We start from the raw sequence: 16,976 nt of genomic DNA, 5'->3' as shown, positions 1-16,976 counted from the left end.
AAAGAAAGTGGGTGTTTTACATTATTATGTAAAGAGGGTGTCGATACCTGACTAAGCTTCATAAAGCTCAAGTGGCAGACCGTCTGGATCCTGAAAAAATGTGAACCTTTTCCCTGTATGAGGATCAATGCGAATCGGTTCAGGAATGATTCCTTTCTGGGTGAGCTCTTCAACTGCCTCCATTATATTCGGTACATCAAATGCAAGATGTCTTAGCCCGACAGCTTCAGGCTGTGACGGTCGCATTGGCGGATTTGGAAATGAAAACAATTCAATTTGGTATGTTTCATTTATCATAAGATCTAACTTGTAGGAATTCCGCTCTTCACGAAAAACCTCATTAAGAACCTTAAAGCCAAGTATGTTCGTGTAAAACGATTTGGAAGCTTCATAGTTAGAACAGATGATAGCTATATGATGGATTTTGTTAATGTTCATGGATATTACCTCTTTTCATTCTATATAGGTGTGGTATTTTTCCCAAAGATAGTAATTCGACCAAAGAGATCGATAATCCCCCCATTTATAGAAGATTCCCTTTATTATGGGAGTTTTTTCCCGTTAAACGTTAGCGATCGATAAAAGTATACCAATTTTTAGAAACTATAGATCAATTTGCTTTTGACGCTTTATCTGACCTATACTATAATTAGAATGTTATGCATGAAAATTGAGGTGAACATGTATGTTAGATCGTTTACAATCGGTGGAAGACCGTTATGAAAAATTAAATCAGCTTTTGATGGATCCAGACATTATCAGTGATACGAAAAAGCTGCGTGAATATTCAAAAGAACAATCAGATTTACAAGAAACTGTTGAAGTGTATCGTGAATATAAAGAGGTTCGCGAGCAAATTTCTGATACGAAATCAATGCTTGAAGAAAAGCTTGATGCGGAAATGCGTGAAATGGCAAAGGAAGAGCTTTCTGAGCTAGAGTCACGTGAAGAGGAATTAACGGCACGTTTGAAAATTCTCCTTGTTCCTAAAGATCCAAACGATGATAAAAACGTTATTATGGAGATCCGCGGAGCTGCAGGTGGAGATGAGGCGGCATTGTTTGCTTCAGATTTATACCGTATGTACAGCCGCTTTGCTGAAATGCAAGGCTGGAAAACAGAAGTAATGGAAGCGAACGCTACTGGTACTGGCGGTTATAAAGAAATTATCTTTATGATCAATGGGAAGGGTGCCTATTCGAAATTGAAGTTCGAAAATGGAGCACACCGTGTTCAGCGTGTTCCTGAAACAGAATCGGGCGGACGTATCCATACATCTACAGCAACAGTTGCGGTTTTACCTGAGGCAGAAGAGGTAGAGGTAGAAATCCATGAAAAGGATATTCGTGTTGATACCTTTGCATCAAGCGGCCCGGGAGGACAAAGTGTAAATACAACGATGTCTGCTGTTCGTTTAACACACTTGCCAACAAACACAGTCGTTTCATGTCAGGATGAAAAATCGCAAATTAAAAATAAAGAAAAAGCAATGAAGGTACTTCGTGCACGTGTATACGATAAATTCCAACAAGAAGCACAGGCAGAGTATGATCAAAACCGTAAACTTGCTGTTGGAACTGGTGACCGTTCAGAGCGTATTAGAACATATAACTTCCCGCAAAACCGTGTAACGGACCATAGAATTGGTTTAACGATTCAAAAATTAGATCAAATTCTTGAAGGAAAGCTTGATGAAGTTGTTGACGCATTAATCGTTGAAGATCAATCAAGCCGACTTCAAGCTGCGGAAGAATAAAATCATGAACGTTGTTTTCGAAGCCCTGAACTGGGCTTCTTCTTTTTTAAAGGAAGCGGGAAGAGATGAAAATGCGGGTGAGCTTTTGCTCCGTCACCATTTAAAAATGGAGCGGGCCACACTGCTTTCAAATTTGAGACTGGTCCTCTCAAAAGAACAGCAGCAAGCATTTAGATCTGATGTGATCAAACATGCAGAAGGAATTCCTGTACAATATTTGATTGGACATGAAGAATTTTACGGCAGGCGCTTTAAAGTAAACCAAGAGGTGCTCATTCCACGCCCTGAAACCGAGGAATTAGTGGAAGGAGTCTTGCAGCGAGCAGCACAGTATTTTCAAGGAAATGAGAAGCTTCAGGTAGTAGATGTTGGGACAGGAAGCGGTGCCATCGCAATCACATTAGCACTCGAAAACCCGCGCTTCCTAGTCCGTGCTATCGATATCGCCGAAGAATCCCTGCAAATAGCAGAGCAAAATGCCAAAGAATTAGGCGCTGATGTTGAATGGCTGCACGGTGATCTTCTTGAACCAATTTCTACACATCGTTTGAACAAATTTGATATCTTAGTATCAAACCCGCCATATATCCCTGATTGGGAAATTGAAACACTCTCACCCGTTGTGAAGGATCATGAGCCAATGCGAGCTTTGGCAGGAGGGGAAGATGGATTAGACTTCTACAGAAGACTTATTCAAGACATGCAAGACTTATTGAACACTCCGGCAATGGTAGCCTTTGAAATTGGTGCAGGACAAGGTGAAGATGTAAAAGAGCTTATGTTAAAAACTTATCCACCTGCAAAAGTAGAAATTGTTCATGATATCAATGGGAAAGATCGGATGGTATTTGCGTTGATTGGGGACAGTTCCTCTTCAACGTAAAGCAGTTAGCGGTGAAACATAAATATATCAGCGAACGCTGATAAAAGCTGAATTTCGCTGATATATTTAGGATATCGCTGATATAATTGAAATAACGCTGATAAAACGGAAATTTCGCTGATATTTTTAAAAACGCTAATAAAAACCGCTTAATTTAAAATGTGTGTAATACTTCAGCAGTCTTGGGAACTGTCCACACCATTCACAACTATGAAACTATTTTTTTAAAAGATAGTTTAAGAATCTCTCACGCTGTCCATACTGTCTACCAAGGGAGGCGTGAGAAAATGAAAAAACAACAACTTGTACTTATATATATATTCTTATTATTTTTGGGAGCAATCGTTAGTGTTTATAAAGAGCCGGTGTCAGCGAGTACAGAGGAACCAGTTGCAATTCCGGATGAAGCGATTCGACTGCGTATTCTTGCCAATAGTGATTCTGATGAAGATCAAGCATTAAAACGAAAAGTTCGCGATGCAGTGAACAAGGAAATCACAAAATGGGTGGCAGAGTTAACATCAGTAGAAGCAGCTAGACAGTTAATTCAATCAAAGCTTCCAGAGATTGAAGCGATTGTTGAGGATGTGCTTGAGGAAGAAAATGTTGAGCAATCGTATACAGTTAATTTTGAAAATGTAAGTTTTCCAACAAAGCTTTACGGAAATTTTATCTATCCAGCAGGTGAGTATGAAGCGATTCTAATCAGTTTAGGTGAAGCAAAGGGAGCGAATTGGTGGTGTGTCTTATTCCCGCCGCTATGTTTCTTAGACTTTTCAAACAGTGTAGCTGTAGCAGAGGATAAAGAAAATCCAACAATGAATGACAGTGAAAAAACAAATGAAAAACTTTCTTCTCTTGTGATTGATGAAGAGGAGGAAAAAGAAGAAGTAGAAGTAAAATTCTTTTTAGTAGAGTGGTTCCAAGGATTATTTGCATAAAACGGGAACATTCCCTAAAAAATTAGAATAAATCTAGTTTTCACCTCATAGAGTTGAAGTAGAAATTGACTAAATGGGGTGGAAACATGTTTTATCAGTTAAAAATAGCCGAAGAAAAAGATCTTGGAAAGCTATCTGGCTTTGTTGAAAAGGCTGGAGTGAGTTCTGAAGGATTTGAAAGTCTCATAGATTATTTTGTCATGATGGAAAACGGCGAGAATGAGATTGTCGCTTGTATCGGTGTGGAGCCGAACAATGAAAATGGCTTGCTCAGATCTCTCGTTGTCTCGGACAAGCTTAAACAAGCACATATCCTAACACTTTTTCAAAGCATACAAACATTAGCAGAACAAAAAGGAATTAAAAATTTATTTTTAGTTACAAATAAAGAAGCATCTGTTCAGTTCCTATCTTTAATGGGCTTTAAAGAAATTGAACGGATCGCCATCCCCAATCAGTTATTAACATTAGAACATATAAGGGGCTCACTTGAAGATGAAAATGCGAAAATCATGGTAAAGTCTTCATAATGTGGATATATCCACATAATTATCCACAAAAGCCACAACCCTTATCCACAGATTGTGGATAAGGGTTGTTTTATTGAATGTCTTCTTTTATACTTTCATAAGTTAATTAAACGGTAAACAAGGGAGTTAGCATATATGAACACAAAGCAATGGATTGTGGATGATGGAACAGATTTATCCACGACTTATCCACAACTTTCACAACCAGCACAGTTATTACGGGAAAATGAGGTAGTTGCTTTTCCAACTGAAACAGTTTATGGCTTAGGAGCAAATGCTTTCTCTGACGAGGCTGTGCGTAAAATCTATGAAGCAAAGGGCAGGCCGAGTGATAATCCACTGATTGTCCACATTGCATCGATTAGCAAACTAGATGAGATTGTGCAGGATATCCCCGAATATGCGTATAAATTGATGAACGAATTTTGGCCAGGTCCTTTAACACTTATTTTACCGAAAAAAGGGAACAAGTTATCCACAATTGTTACAGCTGGGCTTGATACTGTTGGTGTGCGCATGCCAAATCATCCAGTCGCACTAAAGCTTATTCAGGAAGCTGATGTACCCATAGCGGCGCCAAGTGCAAATAAGTCGGGAAAACCAAGTCCAACACATGCTTCACATGTGTATCATGATTTGAACGGGAAAATAAGTGGGATTGTTGATGGCGGTGCAACTGGAGTAGGAGTTGAATCAACAGTATTGGATTGTACAACAACCGTTCCGACGATCTTGCGGCCAGGGGGTGTTACAAAGGAGCAGTTAGAGTCAGTCATTGGTGAAGTAACAATTGATCAAGCTCTTTTAGAGGAAGGTCATGCTCCTAAATCGCCGGGGATGAAATATACACATTATGCACCAAATGCCCCTGTATTTGTTGTACATGGCGGTGTTTCTTTTTTACAGGAAATAATTGATCAATATCAAAAAGAAGGAAAAAAAGTCGGTGTTTTAACAACTGAAGAGCATTTGCCGCTGCTGCATGCACATAAAGTGATCACATGTGGAACTCTTACTAATTTGCAGACCGTTGCGGCACAGCTTTATGATGTTTTAAGAAAATTTGATGAAGAAGACATCGATCTAATTTTAAGTGAAAGCTTTCCTTATGATGGAGTCGGCGAAGCGATTATGAATCGATTATTAAAAGCCGCTGGAAATAAAGTGATTAAATGAATATACTCGTGAATTCGGATGATATATGTTCCATTTCAGACATTAAAATGAAAAAAACGGACAATATCATAGTCAAATGCGACAATAAATCGTGACTTTAAGTGCAAAAGTTCTATCGCCCATCTGCTGAACAATTCTAACATATTCCAAATCGGCCGAGCATACAGTTAAGTAGGCGTGTCCGAGGAGGGTAATGATGAATATTGAATCGATTATGGGTGAATTAATTACATTATTAATTATGGCACTGGCATTAGGAATGGATGCCTTTTCAGTTGGTCTGGGGATGGGGTTAATCAAATTAAAGATTAAGCAAATCTTTTACATCGGGATCATAATCGGTGTTTTTCATATAGTAATGCCATTAATGGGTATGATGATAGGAAAACTTCTAAGCGATACCTTTGGAACGATCGCAACTTTATTAGGTGGAGGCTTATTAATATTATTAGGTATGCAGATGATTTTTGCTTCGTTTAATAAAGACGATGAACCGCTCATTACCCCAGTTGGATTTGGTTTATTTGTCTTCGCACTGAGCGTTAGTTTAGATAGCTTTTCAGTCGGTTTAAGCTTAGGGATTTATGGGACGAAAACCATTCTGACTGTCATCATCTTTGGACTTGTAAGCATGGTGTTAACATGGTTTGGCCTGCTTGTAGGTAAACATGTGCAAAATTGGATAGGTTCGTATAGTGAAGCGTTGGGTGGCAGTATTCTATTAGCGTTTGGCATAAAATTAATCTTTCCTTTTTAAAGTTAAAACCGGTTGTTTGAAATTGGTCTGACCCAAGAAAGTTAGACATATTTGATTAAGCAGCTTCCAAGACCTGAGTTCGGTATTCTACCGGGCTTAGGTCATTTAATTTTGCCTTCATGTGTTTGTGATTGTAGTACTCAATATATTGCTTTAATTCGTCTTGAAAGTGTTCGATACTATCAAATTTTTGTAAATAAAGTAATTCAGATTTTAACACTCCAAAGAAACTCTCCATTGCGGCATTATCATTAGCGTTTGGTGTAAAATTAATCTTCCCTTTTTAAATGATGAAAGGACTGGGTGCAAATCGAACCAGTCTTTTGGGCGTTTCCGAATATAATGTGACTAAGCACTTCGATATCACAGTATAAAAAACCGGTTGTATGTTTACAACCGGTTAAAAAATGTTTGCTCATAAGATTCTTTGATGCTCATACTATTAAGATCATTTCCGATTAAAATAATGACGGGAGTTTGTTTTATGTCAGCTTCTACTTTTTCAAGAAACAGTTTACGTGAAGCAAGTTGGAAGGAGTAAAGTGAATTCTCTCCTTTGAATTGAATAATCCCTTTTCCACGAAAAATGTCCTTTGGTAATCCCTTCAACCACTTCTCAAATGCCTTTTTTTCGAACACTGGTAAGTTTTCTAATTTCACAGCTTTAATCTTTGCGTGGTTTACATGGTCGTGATCATCATGGTCATGTTCACTGCCATTACAAGAACAGCTTGAATTTTGTTCAGCTTGAGACAGATTCAATGTTCGAACTCTCTTTTTTAAAAGCTCATCTACTGAAATATTGCCAAAGGTGGAATGAAGAATTGGAACTTCGTTAGCTATTAGTTTACGAAGTTGGGAATTGATTTTTTCGAGCTTTTTCTCTGATATAAGATCCGTTTTATTTAAAATAATAAGAGTTGCGCAAGTGATCTGCTCTTTTAATAAAGTACGTATTTCCTTTGAACTTGAAAAAATACTTTGGTAATCAAGGTAATTACTTGCATCGACTAAACTTATAATAGACCGTAATTCAAATTGGTCAATATATGATGGATTAGCTATTGCTTCTATGATTTCATTAGGATTTGCTACTCCTGTACCTTCAATTAATAATGTGTCTACTGGATTCTTTACAAATTGATCTAGAGTTTGTTTTAAATCATCTTGTATTGAACAACATATACAACCGTTTAATAGCTCAACCATTTTCTCATTATCAAATAAATGATTTTCAACGTTGGTGTCACCAAGCTCGTTTAATATAATGCCTAGTTGCTTATCTTGTTTTTTACATTCTTCTACGATCCTCTTTAGTACAGTTGTTTTTCCGCTTCCTAAAAATCCACTTAAAACATATACCTGTATTTTTTGTTTCATAGTAGTCCCTCACCTTATAAAAAATATGATAAATAGGAATCGTTACGATTGTAATCTATTAATCATATTACAATATTATGTAATAAACAACGAAAATAGGTCGAATTTACAAAACCTTAATAAAATCTATAAATTTCTTAAATCTTAGCTTTACAAACAACCACTATTATAAGAACTGTTGAAAAAAGTTAGGAGGAAAGAAAAAATGGTATTTAAAAGAGGTTTGTCTAAGAAACTAGTAACAGTTGGTGTTCTATCAACTCTAGTAGTTGGTGGATTTGCAGGGTTAAACCAAAATGCTGAAGCAAAATCAGGTAATAAGGCTAATCCTGAAATAAAAAATGTCATCTTCTTAATTGGTGATGGAATGGGTCCTTCTCCTATTGCAGCTCATCGTTATATGAATGATGATCCGTCAACTAAAGAGATGGAGCTTACAGAATTTGATAAATATTTAGTAGGGATGCAAACGACATATCCTGACGATCCAGCACAAAATATTACTGACTCTGCATCTGCAGCGACAGCAATGGCATCTGGTATTAAAACATACAACAATGCAATTGGTATGGATGCAGATAAAAATCCATATGAAACTGTTCTTGAGCGTGCAAAAGAATATGGAAAAGCAACTGGCTTAGTAGCAACTTCTGAAGTAACACATGCAACGCCAGCTTCTTACGGTGCACATGATGAAAGCCGTAAAAATATGGATGCTATTGCAAATGATTACTTTGATGAGTTAATCAATGGTAACCACAAAGTTGACGTTATTCTTGGTGGAGGTTCTAATCACTTCACTCCAGAAGGCCGTAAGATCGATGATCGTGATCTAGTAAGTGAATTCAAAAATGCTGGATACAGCTATGTTACAAATAAAGAAGAACTAATGAATGATGATAATGGACAAGTATTAGGATTATTTGCTACTGGCGGTCTGCCAAAAATGATCGACCGTGCTGAAAGCATTCCTTCCTTAGAAGAAATGACGACAACTGCAATTGATCGTTTAAACAAGAATGAAGATGGTTTCTTCTTAATGATTGAAGGAAGCCAAATTGACTGGGCAGAGCATGATAATGATGTTGTTGGTACGATGAGTGAAATGGAAGATTTCGAGAGCGCATTTAAAGCTGCGATCGACTTTGCGAAAAAAGATGGTCAAACTTTAGTTGTAACGACAGCTGACCATGCTACTGGCGGATTATCATTAGGTTCTAATACAAAAGCAGCAAAAAGCGGTGAATACAATTTCCATGTAGGTCCAATTAAAGCATTCAAAGAGACTCCTGACTACATTGCAGCAGAACTTTTTGCAGCTGGCGAAAATGCAAATGTAGAAGAAATCATGCAAAACCATATCGAATCTGATTTTTACGGTAAAATTACAGATAGTGAAATTCAAGCTATAAAAGATGCAGTGGCTTCTAAAACTAGAAATATTACATCAATTGATAATGCAATTGAAGCAATTATTAACGATCATTCAGTAACTGGTTGGACAACTGGTGGACATACTGGGGAAGATGTACCTGTTTTTGCATTCGGCCCTCAAAAAGCTCGTTTTGCTGGATTAATCGATAACACAGATCAGGCTAATATCATTTTCAATCTTCTTGAAGAAAACCAAAAGCCTGGTAAAGGTAAGAATTAAGATAAGGATTAAAATAAGTAATTGCCTAATTTCCTAACAATTAGGTAGTAGGCTAAATGAATTGTGTGCAGCAATTAAAATATTCTTATATCAACCAAAATAAACAATGAACAAATAGAAAGCCATTAACTCTTATGGCTTTCTACTTTTTTAAGGTGTGGATATTTGTATCAATCCTGAAAGAAAAATTCTTATAAAAGGTTATTAGTAGATAAAGATGGATTTCGAATCTTTCTAAAAATTAAAATTATAAACTACTTACTTGGATAAAGGGAGTTTTGAAAATGAATTCTACTATTTTAAAACAGTCAAAGGAGTTAATTGGTTTAGCTCTAGTTGTTATTTTTATCTATTTATTTATTTTCCTAGATTATAATACCCTCCAAAAAGAAATAACGATCCCAAAAGAGTGGTTAAATGTCAATACAATCTTTCTTAGTATTGTTATTGAGGCCATTCCATTTATTTTACTTGGGGTATTTGTTTCGTCACTCATACAAATATTTGTTTCAGAAGAAACATTAAAAAAATACATCCCCAAAAACCCAATTGTTGCCGTGCTGCCTGCTGCACTGCTTGGTGCAATTTTCCCGGTATGTGAATGTGCGATCGTTCCAGTCGTTAGAAGATTAATCAAAAAGGGAATGCCTTTACATGTAGCTTTCGTGTTTTTAGCTTGTGCACCTATCTTAAATCCCGTTGTTGCGGCATCAACTTATTTTGCCTTTAAATCAAATACTAGCATCCTAATTGGCAGAATGGGTCTAGCTTTTGTTTTATCAATGGCCATCGGCTTAGTTTTATATATTTTCTTTAAAAATAGTAACCAATTGAAAGTAACATCTGAAGAATTAGTAGGAAAACAACAAACATCTTCGACACAAATGCTAAACGTAAATAGGTTGAAAGCTACTTTGTATCATGCAAGTGATGAGTTTTTTGACATGGGTAAATATTTAATAATTGGTGCTTTAATAGCAAGCTTATTCCAAACATTCTTAGACCGAAATGTTCTATTATCAATGGGATCAAATGAATTTACGTCGCCATTAGTAATGATGGGCTTTGCTTTCATATTATCTCTATGCTCTGAAGCAGACGCATTTGTTGCATCATCATTTGGAAGTACGTTTGCTCCTGGAGCTTTATTGGCATTCCTAGTATATGGGCCAATGTTAGATTTGAAAAACACGATCATGCTGTTCGCTTATTTCCGCTTAAAGTTTGTGTTCAGTTTTATTCTAGTTGCTACAGCTGTCGTTTATATTGGAGTAATCATCTACCAGTCATTTGTACTGTAAAAGGGAACGGAGGATTTATATGGAACAAACCAATGATTTGAGCTTTCAAAAATTTATACGGGGCATCATCTTAGTGGGCTTTACATTACTACTATTTAAATTAATACTCTCTGGAAACATTACGAACTTTATCGCACCGAGAATGCTGCCATTTGTTTATTTTGCAACTGGCATATTTCTTATAATGGGCATTCTACAGATCTGGAGAAGTGATTCAAAGAAGGATCTTGATATTTTTTGTGATTGCGGGCTTGATCATAATCAAAAATCATCACCAATTAAGTCGCTTATCATCTATTGCTTGTTTTTGTTCCCGATTTTTACTGGATTTTTATTTCCGGATGTGATTTTAGATAGTTCAGTTGTTGCTAAAAGAGGGATAAACCTTGCTTCTGCAAATGCTTCGGTTGAACAAAAGCAGGCTTCAAGTAATGGTGGAAATGAAGCTGTCTCTGAAGCAACTGATTCAACCACATCCGATTCATCTCAGCCAAAAAGTCTAGATGAACTATACCTTGAGGGCTTGCTAAATAGTGACAAAATCGAAGTGACAGATGCGGAGTATTCAAAAATAATTTCCTCTGTGGAAACGAACTTAGATAAGTTTGTTGGAAAAGAAATTGAATTAACTGGCTTTGTCTACCGTGAACCAGATTATCAGCTGGATCAATTTGCGGTTTCACGTTTTACGGTATCTTGCTGTGTAGCTGATGTACAAGTAATGGGAACTTTAGCAACAGGAGAAATTGCAAAACAGTTAAAAAATGATGAATGGGTAAAGGTTACAGGTATAATAGAAAAAGGAGAACGGAATGGTCAAACCTTACCTTCTATTCAAATCAAAAACCTAGAAAAAATTGAAGCCCCATCTGACCCGTATATCTATATATATTAACCATTTAAAAGTGTAGAGTTATTCTCTATACTTTTTTAATTAGAAAAAATAATCCATATTTATGGAGTCTCTGACTACTTTCTGAATAATGATTCCATTATAATATAGAAAAGGAGTGTGTTTTATGACAAATGTACTATTCGTCTGCACAGGAAATACTTGTAGAAGTCCTATGGCTGAAGCGTTGTTTAAGCATATCAAAAACTCTGATACGATTCAGGTAAAGTCTGCAGGGGTTTTTGCAATAGATGGAAGTGATGCGTCACATTATGCAAAAGAGGCATTGAATGAAAAAGGTATACAATGCAGTCATCAATCTTCTGCATTAAGCGAAGAGCTTGTTGAATGGGCTACAGTGATTTTAACTATGACAAATAGTCATAAACAATCTGTCATTGATCAATTCCCACATGCAGGTCGTAAATCCTTTACCCTTGCTGAATATGTCGCAGAAGATGGCGTGGCAACACTTGATATTAGTGATCCGTTCGGAGGAACGCTTGCAATGTATCGTGAAACATTATCAGATTTAGAGGGACTCATAAAAAAATTGCGAAATAAGCTTGAGAAATAATTGTTTTGAGGGAGAAGCAAGTGATGAGAAAAGAGAAAAAGTATACCTTTGGTTTACGGCTTAAACTTGTTTTGTTTACAACCATACTGGCATTGATTACGTATTCAACAAGTGCATTTTTCATTCATGTTATATCTAATTATACGGATCACATGATCTCTCCATCTGTTTTCACAACAATTACGCTATTGCTGGGAGTCTTTTGGTCTGGTGTCCTTGCATACTTTGGATCAGGTTTTCTTACTAGAGCGCTCCAAAGACTGGAAAGCTTTGCATATAAAGCGGCAGAAGGGCATATTAATGAGGATGTTCCGCTGACAAAGAGCAATGATGAAATTCAGGGATTAAGCATAGCCTTTAATAAAATGTTACATAACATGAGAAATATGGTACAGAGTATCGAAACAAATTTTCATGTAACAAATGAGCAATTGAATCAAATGACAAAGGCTTCTAGCGGCGCATCCACACAAGCGGAAGCTATTGCGAAAACAGTTCAGGAGATATCAAAAGGTGCTGATCAATCAGCAATGGCTGTTCAAGAAACGGCAGCTGCTGTTGAGGACATTATTGAATTTGCATCACAGGTTGAGGACAAGGCATCTTCATCAGAGCAACTGTCCAAAGAAATGGTTACTTCTCTAACAGAGAGCAAGAAGGTATATGATTCAATCATTACGGGAATTCAAAAATTAGCGAATGAAAATGAAGCATCGATGACAGCTGTTCGTCGTTTAGAGGAACATGCAAATGAGGTTTCATCCATTGTTAGGCTTGTTGGTGATATCGCAAATCAAACGAATTTACTCGCATTAAATGCTTCGATTGAAGCTGCCAGAGCCGGTGAGCATGGAAAAGGCTTTGCCGTAGTAGCGGAAGAAGTGCGCAAACTAGCGGATGAAAGTGCAAAGGCTGTGCAGGGCATTACAGGGTTAATTAAAAATATTCAGCAAGAGGTTCATAATGTCGTTGGACAAATTGCCGAGCAAGTAAAAACAGCGAAAAATCAAGCTGAGAATGGGCAAATGTCAGCAAAAATGCTTGAAGAAACGAGCCAATCGATCTTAGAGGTGGCAAACGCTGTCCATCAAATAAGCGAGCTCGTTCATCAGCAAATGCATTCTCTGCAAATGACAGGCGAGCAGGCCCAGGAAGTAGCGGCAATTGCTGAAGAAACATCTGCTGGTGCACTAGAAGTTGCTTCTGCGATAACAGAGCAATCGGACAATATAGATCATATGAATCAACTAGGAAAGAAACTAACGGCAAGTGCAGAGGAACTAAGGAAAACAATTGATCGTTTTATTATATAGGCATAGAATAAAGTAAGGGAAATAAAAATCTAAATCGCAGGAGGATACAATGAAGGTAGCTGTAGCATCAGATCACGGTGGAATCAATATACGCAAAGAAATCATTTCTTTACTTGAAGAATTAAATATTGAATATGAGGACATGGGATGTGAGTGTGAGACATCTGTTGACTATCCTGACTATGCATTGCCGGTTGCAACAAAGGTTGCAGCAGGTGAGTTCGATCGTGGAATCTTAATTTGTGGAACAGGCATTGGCATGAGCATTGCTGCAAATAAAGTCAAGGGCATCCGCTGCGCACTTGTTCATGATATGTTTAGCGCCCAAGCAACACGCGAGCACAATGATACAAATGTCCTTGCAATGGGTGAGCGTGTCATTGGACCTGGCCTTGCTAGAGAAATTGCAAAAATCTGGTTAACAACAGAATACCAAGGTGGACGCCATGCAACACGTGTCGGTAAAATTAGTGAATATGAAAAGGAAAATCTATAAGAAGGAAGTCGTGGTACAATGACGAATCTTGATGATTGGCAAAAGGATCTCGTACATCTAGTGGAAGACTTTTGCGCCCAAGCAAATGTAAACAAAGATGATATCGTTGTAATTGGCTGTAGTACAAGTGAAGTCATTGGTGAAAAGATCGGCACAGCAGGATCGGAAGAAGTAGCGAATATGATCTTTCATACACTAACCGCACAGCTAAAAGAGACAACAGGTGCCCACCTGGCGTTTCAATGCTGTGAACACTTGAATCGTGCAATAGTAATGGAAAAAGAAGCAGCAAGAGCAAATCGCTTTGAAGAAGTGTCAGTCATTCCAGTCAGACAAGCTGGTGGAGCCATGGCAACCTTTGCCTACAACCACATGGAAAATCCCGTTGTCGTGGAATCGATCAAAGCCGACGCAGGCATTGACATTGGTGATACATTCATCGGCATGCATCTTAAGCATGTTGCTGTCCCATTGCGAGGTAAAATCAAGCAGCTAGGCTCCGCACACGTCACCATGGCAAAAACCCGTCCAAAACTTATCGGCGGCAGCCGCGCAGTATACGAAATGACAGACGAAAATCAGTCTTGTCGTTAAACAGAGGGAATCAACATATAAAGTTGGTTCCTTTTTTGTGTTGAAAAGAGATAATTGGAGGGAGTGGATTGATTTTGCGGGGACGAACTATGTGATTTAAAAAAATCTATATTCGACTAATTCCGCCACAAACTCCTCTATATCTCAATAAAATGACAAAATATTCTTTCATTGCTGTTGACTTTAGGAGAGAAAGTAACGACAATATATTGTATCAATTTGAAACATGATAAAAATACTAGGAGAGAGCCGTTTCGTCAGGAATTGTAAAGAGTTACTAGGTGAACGAATGATGTTTCTGAAAAACCTAATGAATATTCGTCTTTTAGCCGCGAATTTCAAAAAAAGATCAAAATTAATAAAAATTTTTCAGAAAATCTTTTACATTCCCCCTGATTAACGTGTACAATATAGTTGGAATTAGACGTTGTGAAGCTGTAATCTAAAATTTATAACAAAACGGTTTTGAATGAAGGGAGATACTACGTAATGAAATTTTTACCAGAACAAGATGCGAAAATTTTTGAAGCTATTCAACTGGAACGTACTCGTCAAGAAGCAAAGATTGAATTAATTGCTTCTGAAAACTTTGTAAGTGAAGCTGTTATGGAAGCACAAGGATCAGTCCTTACAAATAAATATGCTGAAGGTTATCCTGGTCGTCGTTATTATGGTGGCTGTGAGCATGTTGACGTAGTAGAGGATATTGCAAGAGACCGTGCTAAAGAAATCTTTGGAGCGGAATATGTAAATGTTCAGCCACACTCTGGTGCTCAAGCAAACATGGGTGTTTACTTCACGATTTTAGAGCAAGGTGATACAGTTCTAGGAATGAACTTATCACATGGCGGTCACTTAACACACGGCAGCCCAGTTAACTTCTCTGGTGTTCAATACAACTTTATCGAATATGGTGTAGACGAAAAAACTCACCGCATCGACTATAATGATGTATTAGAAAAAGCAAGAACACATAAACCAAAGTTAATCGTTGCTGGTGCGAGTGCATACCCAAGAGCAATTGACTTCAAAAAATTCCGTGAAATCGCTGATGAAGTTGGCGCATATTTCATGGTGGATATGGCTCATATCGCTGGTTTAGTAGCTGCTGGTTTACATGAAAACCCAGTTCCATATGCTGATTTCGTTACGACTACAACACATAAAACACTTCGCGGACCACGTGGCGGAATGATCTTATGTAAAGAAGAGTTCGGTAAGAAAATTGACAAATCAATCTTCCCTGGAATCCAAGGCGGACCGCTTATGCACGTGATTGCAGCAAAAGCAGTATCATTCGGTGAAGCTCTTCAAGACAATTTCAAAACATATGCGCAAAACATCATCGACAATGCAAAGCGTTTAGCTGAAAAATTACAAGCTGAAGGTCTTACACTTGTTTCAGGTGGAACAGACAACCATCTTCTATTAGTTGACGTTCGTTCTCTTCAACTAACAGGAAAAGTTGCTGAGCATGTATTAGATGAAATCGGAATTACTGTTAACAAAAACACAATTCCATTTGAAACAGAAAGCCCATTTGTAACTAGTGGAATCCGTATCGGTACAGCTGCTGTTACTAGCCGTGGCTTTGGTCAAGAAGAAATGGATGAAATCGGCAGCATCATCGCTTTCGCCTTAAAAAATCATGAAGACCAAGAAAAACTTGCAGAAGCAAAACAACGAGTAGAAAACTTAACAAGCAAATTCCCTTTATATCGAAACTTATAATATAAAAGCAGAGGACAGACTTATGTGATTAATAAGTCTGTCCTTTTTTGCGGGAATAAAAGGGTTCAGATGGATAGGGCACGGTGAATAGAAATGGTTGGAAAGTGGTTCAATAAACAAAAAAAGAGGTTTTATTAGGAAAGCATTAAGTAGAAAGAGTTCAAAAAACAATAGATATAGTAACGACATTCACCTAAAGCTTAGCAGAGCACAAATCCTTTTCAAAAAGAAAGATTCAATATGTCAAAATAAGTATAGGCGATTTCATATATAACAAACTTGAAACTATGATGACTTTTCTGTAAAATCTATTGAAGTGTCAAAAGAAAAGGAGATGATTTGGTGGGTAAAGTATATGTTTTTGATCATCCATTAATTCAACATAAACTTACATATATTCGTGATATCAAGACAGGAACAAAAGAATTTCGCGAACTTGTTGATGAAGTAGCTAGTTTAATGGCATTTGAAATAACAAGAGACCTTCCATTAAAGGAAGTTGAAGTGGAAACACCTGTATGTACGGCAAAATCAAAGGTGCTTTCGGGGAAAAAGCTAGGAATCGTTCCAATTTTACGTGCTGGATTAGGAATGGTAGATGGTATTTTAAAACTAATCCCAGCTGCGAAGGTTGGACATGTTGGGTTATACCGTGACCCAGAAACGTTGCAACCAGTTGAATACTATGTAAAGCTTCCTTCTGATATTGAGGAGCGCGAATTAATCGTAGTTGATCCAATGCTCGCTACAGGCGGTTCAGCAATCGAAGCCATTCATAGCTTGAAAAAACGCGGTGCAAAAAACATTAAATTTATGTGTTTAATCGCAGCGCCAGAAGGCGTGGAAATAGTCAAAGAAGCACATCCAGATGTAGATATTTATATTGCAGCTTTAGATGAAAAATTAAATGATCATGGCTATATTGTTCCTGGATTAGGCGACGCAGGCGACAGATTGTTCGGAACGAAATAATAAAAAGGGGAAACCGCAGAGGT

General features: G+C 37.4%; 17 protein-coding genes and 1 pseudogene. 15 read left to right on the top strand and 3 right to left on the bottom strand.

Annotated features, from left to right (window positions below; genetic code table 11):
• Positions 1-51 precede the first annotated feature (51 nt).
• Positions 52-438, bottom strand: a complete 387-nt coding sequence (gloA2, locus tag GMB29_RS25695; RefSeq protein WP_136357182.1) for an SMU1112c/YaeR family gloxylase I-like metalloprotein — start codon at positions 436-438, stop codon at positions 52-54.
• A gap of 247 nt (positions 439-685) precedes the next feature.
• Between gloA2 and prfA the strand changes: the two genes are divergently transcribed.
• The 6 genes from prfA (at position 686) to GMB29_RS25665 (ending at position 6,043) form a co-directional block, all read left to right on the top strand.
• Positions 686-1,756 (top strand): peptide chain release factor 1, encoded by a 1,071-nt coding sequence (prfA, locus tag GMB29_RS25690; protein ID WP_136357180.1) that lies wholly within the window; start codon positions 686-688, stop codon positions 1,754-1,756.
• 4 nt (positions 1,757-1,760) lie between these two features.
• Positions 1,761-2,639: a peptide chain release factor N(5)-glutamine methyltransferase gene (gene prmC / locus GMB29_RS25685; RefSeq protein WP_136357178.1), complete on the top strand. Its 879-nt coding sequence runs from the start codon at positions 1,761-1,763 to the stop codon at positions 2,637-2,639.
• A gap of 287 nt (positions 2,640-2,926) precedes the next feature.
• Positions 2,927-3,580: a stage II sporulation protein R gene (gene spoIIR, locus GMB29_RS25680; protein ID WP_136357176.1), complete on the top strand. Its 654-nt coding sequence runs from the start codon at positions 2,927-2,929 to the stop codon at positions 3,578-3,580.
• 86 nt (positions 3,581-3,666) lie between these two features.
• Positions 3,667-4,110, top strand: coding sequence for a GNAT family N-acetyltransferase (locus GMB29_RS25675; protein ID WP_136357174.1), 444 nt, complete (start codon positions 3,667-3,669; stop codon positions 4,108-4,110).
• Positions 4,111-4,245: 135 nt separating this feature from the next.
• The gene (locus tag GMB29_RS25670; RefSeq protein ID WP_136357172.1) at positions 4,246-5,286 is read left to right on the top strand and encodes an L-threonylcarbamoyladenylate synthase; all 1,041 of its coding nucleotides are present in this window, start codon (positions 4,246-4,248) and stop codon (positions 5,284-5,286) included.
• A gap of 196 nt (positions 5,287-5,482) precedes the next feature.
• Positions 5,483-6,043: a manganese efflux pump MntP gene (locus tag GMB29_RS25665; RefSeq protein WP_136357170.1), complete on the top strand. Its 561-nt coding sequence runs from the start codon at positions 5,483-5,485 to the stop codon at positions 6,041-6,043.
• Between the two features lie 55 nt (positions 6,044-6,098).
• On the opposite strand, the pseudogene GMB29_RS25660 reads toward GMB29_RS25665, so the two are convergent.
• Together GMB29_RS25660 and GMB29_RS25655 are read right to left on the bottom strand one after the other, a co-directional pair.
• A pseudogene (locus tag GMB29_RS25660) lies at positions 6,099-6,302 on the bottom strand (IS3 family transposase); the annotation flags it as partial.
• Between the two features lie 131 nt (positions 6,303-6,433).
• Positions 6,434-7,423, bottom strand: a complete 990-nt coding sequence (locus GMB29_RS25655; RefSeq protein ID WP_136357166.1) for a CobW family GTP-binding protein — start codon at positions 7,421-7,423, stop codon at positions 6,434-6,436.
• Between the two features lie 205 nt (positions 7,424-7,628).
• Between GMB29_RS25655 and GMB29_RS25650 the strand changes: the two genes are divergently transcribed.
• From GMB29_RS25650 to upp, 9 genes are all read left to right on the top strand, one after another.
• Positions 7,629-9,077: an alkaline phosphatase gene (locus GMB29_RS25650; RefSeq protein ID WP_136357164.1), complete on the top strand. Its 1,449-nt coding sequence runs from the start codon at positions 7,629-7,631 to the stop codon at positions 9,075-9,077.
• A 284-nt stretch (positions 9,078-9,361) separates the two neighbouring features.
• Complete coding sequence (locus GMB29_RS25645) at positions 9,362-10,378, top strand: permease (RefSeq protein WP_136357162.1); 1,017 nt, start codon at positions 9,362-9,364, stop codon at positions 10,376-10,378.
• Positions 10,379-10,397: 19 nt separating this feature from the next.
• Entirely contained in the window at positions 10,398-11,273 is an 876-nt protein-coding gene (locus GMB29_RS25640; protein WP_136357159.1) for a TIGR03943 family putative permease subunit, read from the top strand.
• 124 nt (positions 11,274-11,397) lie between these two features.
• Positions 11,398-11,847: a low molecular weight protein arginine phosphatase gene (locus GMB29_RS25635; protein ID WP_136357157.1), complete on the top strand. Its 450-nt coding sequence runs from the start codon at positions 11,398-11,400 to the stop codon at positions 11,845-11,847.
• Between the two features lie 23 nt (positions 11,848-11,870).
• A complete protein-coding gene (locus tag GMB29_RS25630) occupies positions 11,871-13,160 on the top strand; it encodes a methyl-accepting chemotaxis protein (protein ID WP_136357155.1) in 1,290 nt (429 codons plus the stop codon).
• Between the two features lie 49 nt (positions 13,161-13,209).
• Positions 13,210-13,656, top strand: a complete 447-nt coding sequence (gene rpiB / locus GMB29_RS25625) for a ribose 5-phosphate isomerase B (RefSeq protein WP_136357153.1) — start codon at positions 13,210-13,212, stop codon at positions 13,654-13,656.
• A gap of 18 nt (positions 13,657-13,674) precedes the next feature.
• Entirely contained in the window at positions 13,675-14,250 is a 576-nt protein-coding gene (locus GMB29_RS25620; RefSeq protein WP_136357151.1) for a TIGR01440 family protein, read from the top strand.
• Between the two features lie 489 nt (positions 14,251-14,739).
• On the top strand, positions 14,740-15,981 hold the full coding sequence (gene glyA, locus GMB29_RS25615) for a serine hydroxymethyltransferase (protein WP_136357149.1): 1,242 nt from the start codon (positions 14,740-14,742) through the stop codon (positions 15,979-15,981).
• Between the two features lie 342 nt (positions 15,982-16,323).
• Positions 16,324-16,953 carry a uracil phosphoribosyltransferase gene (gene upp / locus GMB29_RS25610; RefSeq protein ID WP_136357147.1) on the top strand — a complete coding sequence of 210 codons (630 nt, stop codon included), beginning with the start codon at positions 16,324-16,326 and terminating at the stop codon, positions 16,951-16,953.
• Positions 16,954-16,976: the final 23 nt, after the last annotated feature.

The sequence above is a fragment of the Metabacillus sediminilitoris genome (assembly GCF_009720625.1).
GTDB classification, from domain to species: domain Bacteria; phylum Bacillota; class Bacilli; order Bacillales; family Bacillaceae; genus Metabacillus; species Metabacillus sediminilitoris.
Note: the sequence above shows the minus strand (reverse complement) of the source record. Positions and strands in the feature narration are given on the sequence as shown.

Bases quoted from the DNA above. Each gene is read 5' to 3' on its own strand.
- GMB29_RS25635 (WP_136357157.1), top strand. From the start codon at position 11,398: ATGACAAATGTACTATTCGTCTGCACAGGAAATACTTGTAGAAGTCCT.
- rpiB (WP_136357153.1), top strand. From the start codon at position 13,210: ATGAAGGTAGCTGTAGCATCAGATCACGGTGGAATCAATATACGCAAA.
- gloA2 (WP_136357182.1), bottom strand. From the start codon at position 438: ATGAACATTAACAAAATCCATCATATAGCTATCATCTGTTCTAACTAT.
- spoIIR (WP_136357176.1), top strand. From the start codon at position 2,927: ATGAAAAAACAACAACTTGTACTTATATATATATTCTTATTATTTTTG.
- GMB29_RS25675 (WP_136357174.1), top strand. From the start codon at position 3,667: ATGTTTTATCAGTTAAAAATAGCCGAAGAAAAAGATCTTGGAAAGCTA.
- GMB29_RS25620 (WP_136357151.1), top strand. From the start codon at position 13,675: ATGACGAATCTTGATGATTGGCAAAAGGATCTCGTACATCTAGTGGAA.
- GMB29_RS25630 (WP_136357155.1), top strand. From the start codon at position 11,871: ATGAGAAAAGAGAAAAAGTATACCTTTGGTTTACGGCTTAAACTTGTT.
- GMB29_RS25655 (WP_136357166.1), bottom strand. From the start codon at position 7,423: ATGAAACAAAAAATACAGGTATATGTTTTAAGTGGATTTTTAGGAAGC.
- glyA (WP_136357149.1), top strand. From the start codon at position 14,740: ATGAAATTTTTACCAGAACAAGATGCGAAAATTTTTGAAGCTATTCAA.
- GMB29_RS25665 (WP_136357170.1), top strand. From the start codon at position 5,483: ATGAATATTGAATCGATTATGGGTGAATTAATTACATTATTAATTATG.
- GMB29_RS25670 (WP_136357172.1), top strand. From the start codon at position 4,246: ATGAACACAAAGCAATGGATTGTGGATGATGGAACAGATTTATCCACG.
- GMB29_RS25645 (WP_136357162.1), top strand. From the start codon at position 9,362: ATGAATTCTACTATTTTAAAACAGTCAAAGGAGTTAATTGGTTTAGCT.
- prfA (WP_136357180.1), top strand. From the start codon at position 686: ATGTTAGATCGTTTACAATCGGTGGAAGACCGTTATGAAAAATTAAAT.
- GMB29_RS25650 (WP_136357164.1), top strand. From the start codon at position 7,629: ATGGTATTTAAAAGAGGTTTGTCTAAGAAACTAGTAACAGTTGGTGTT.
- prmC (WP_136357178.1), top strand. From the start codon at position 1,761: ATGAACGTTGTTTTCGAAGCCCTGAACTGGGCTTCTTCTTTTTTAAAG.
- GMB29_RS25640 (WP_136357159.1), top strand. From the start codon at position 10,398: ATGGAACAAACCAATGATTTGAGCTTTCAAAAATTTATACGGGGCATC.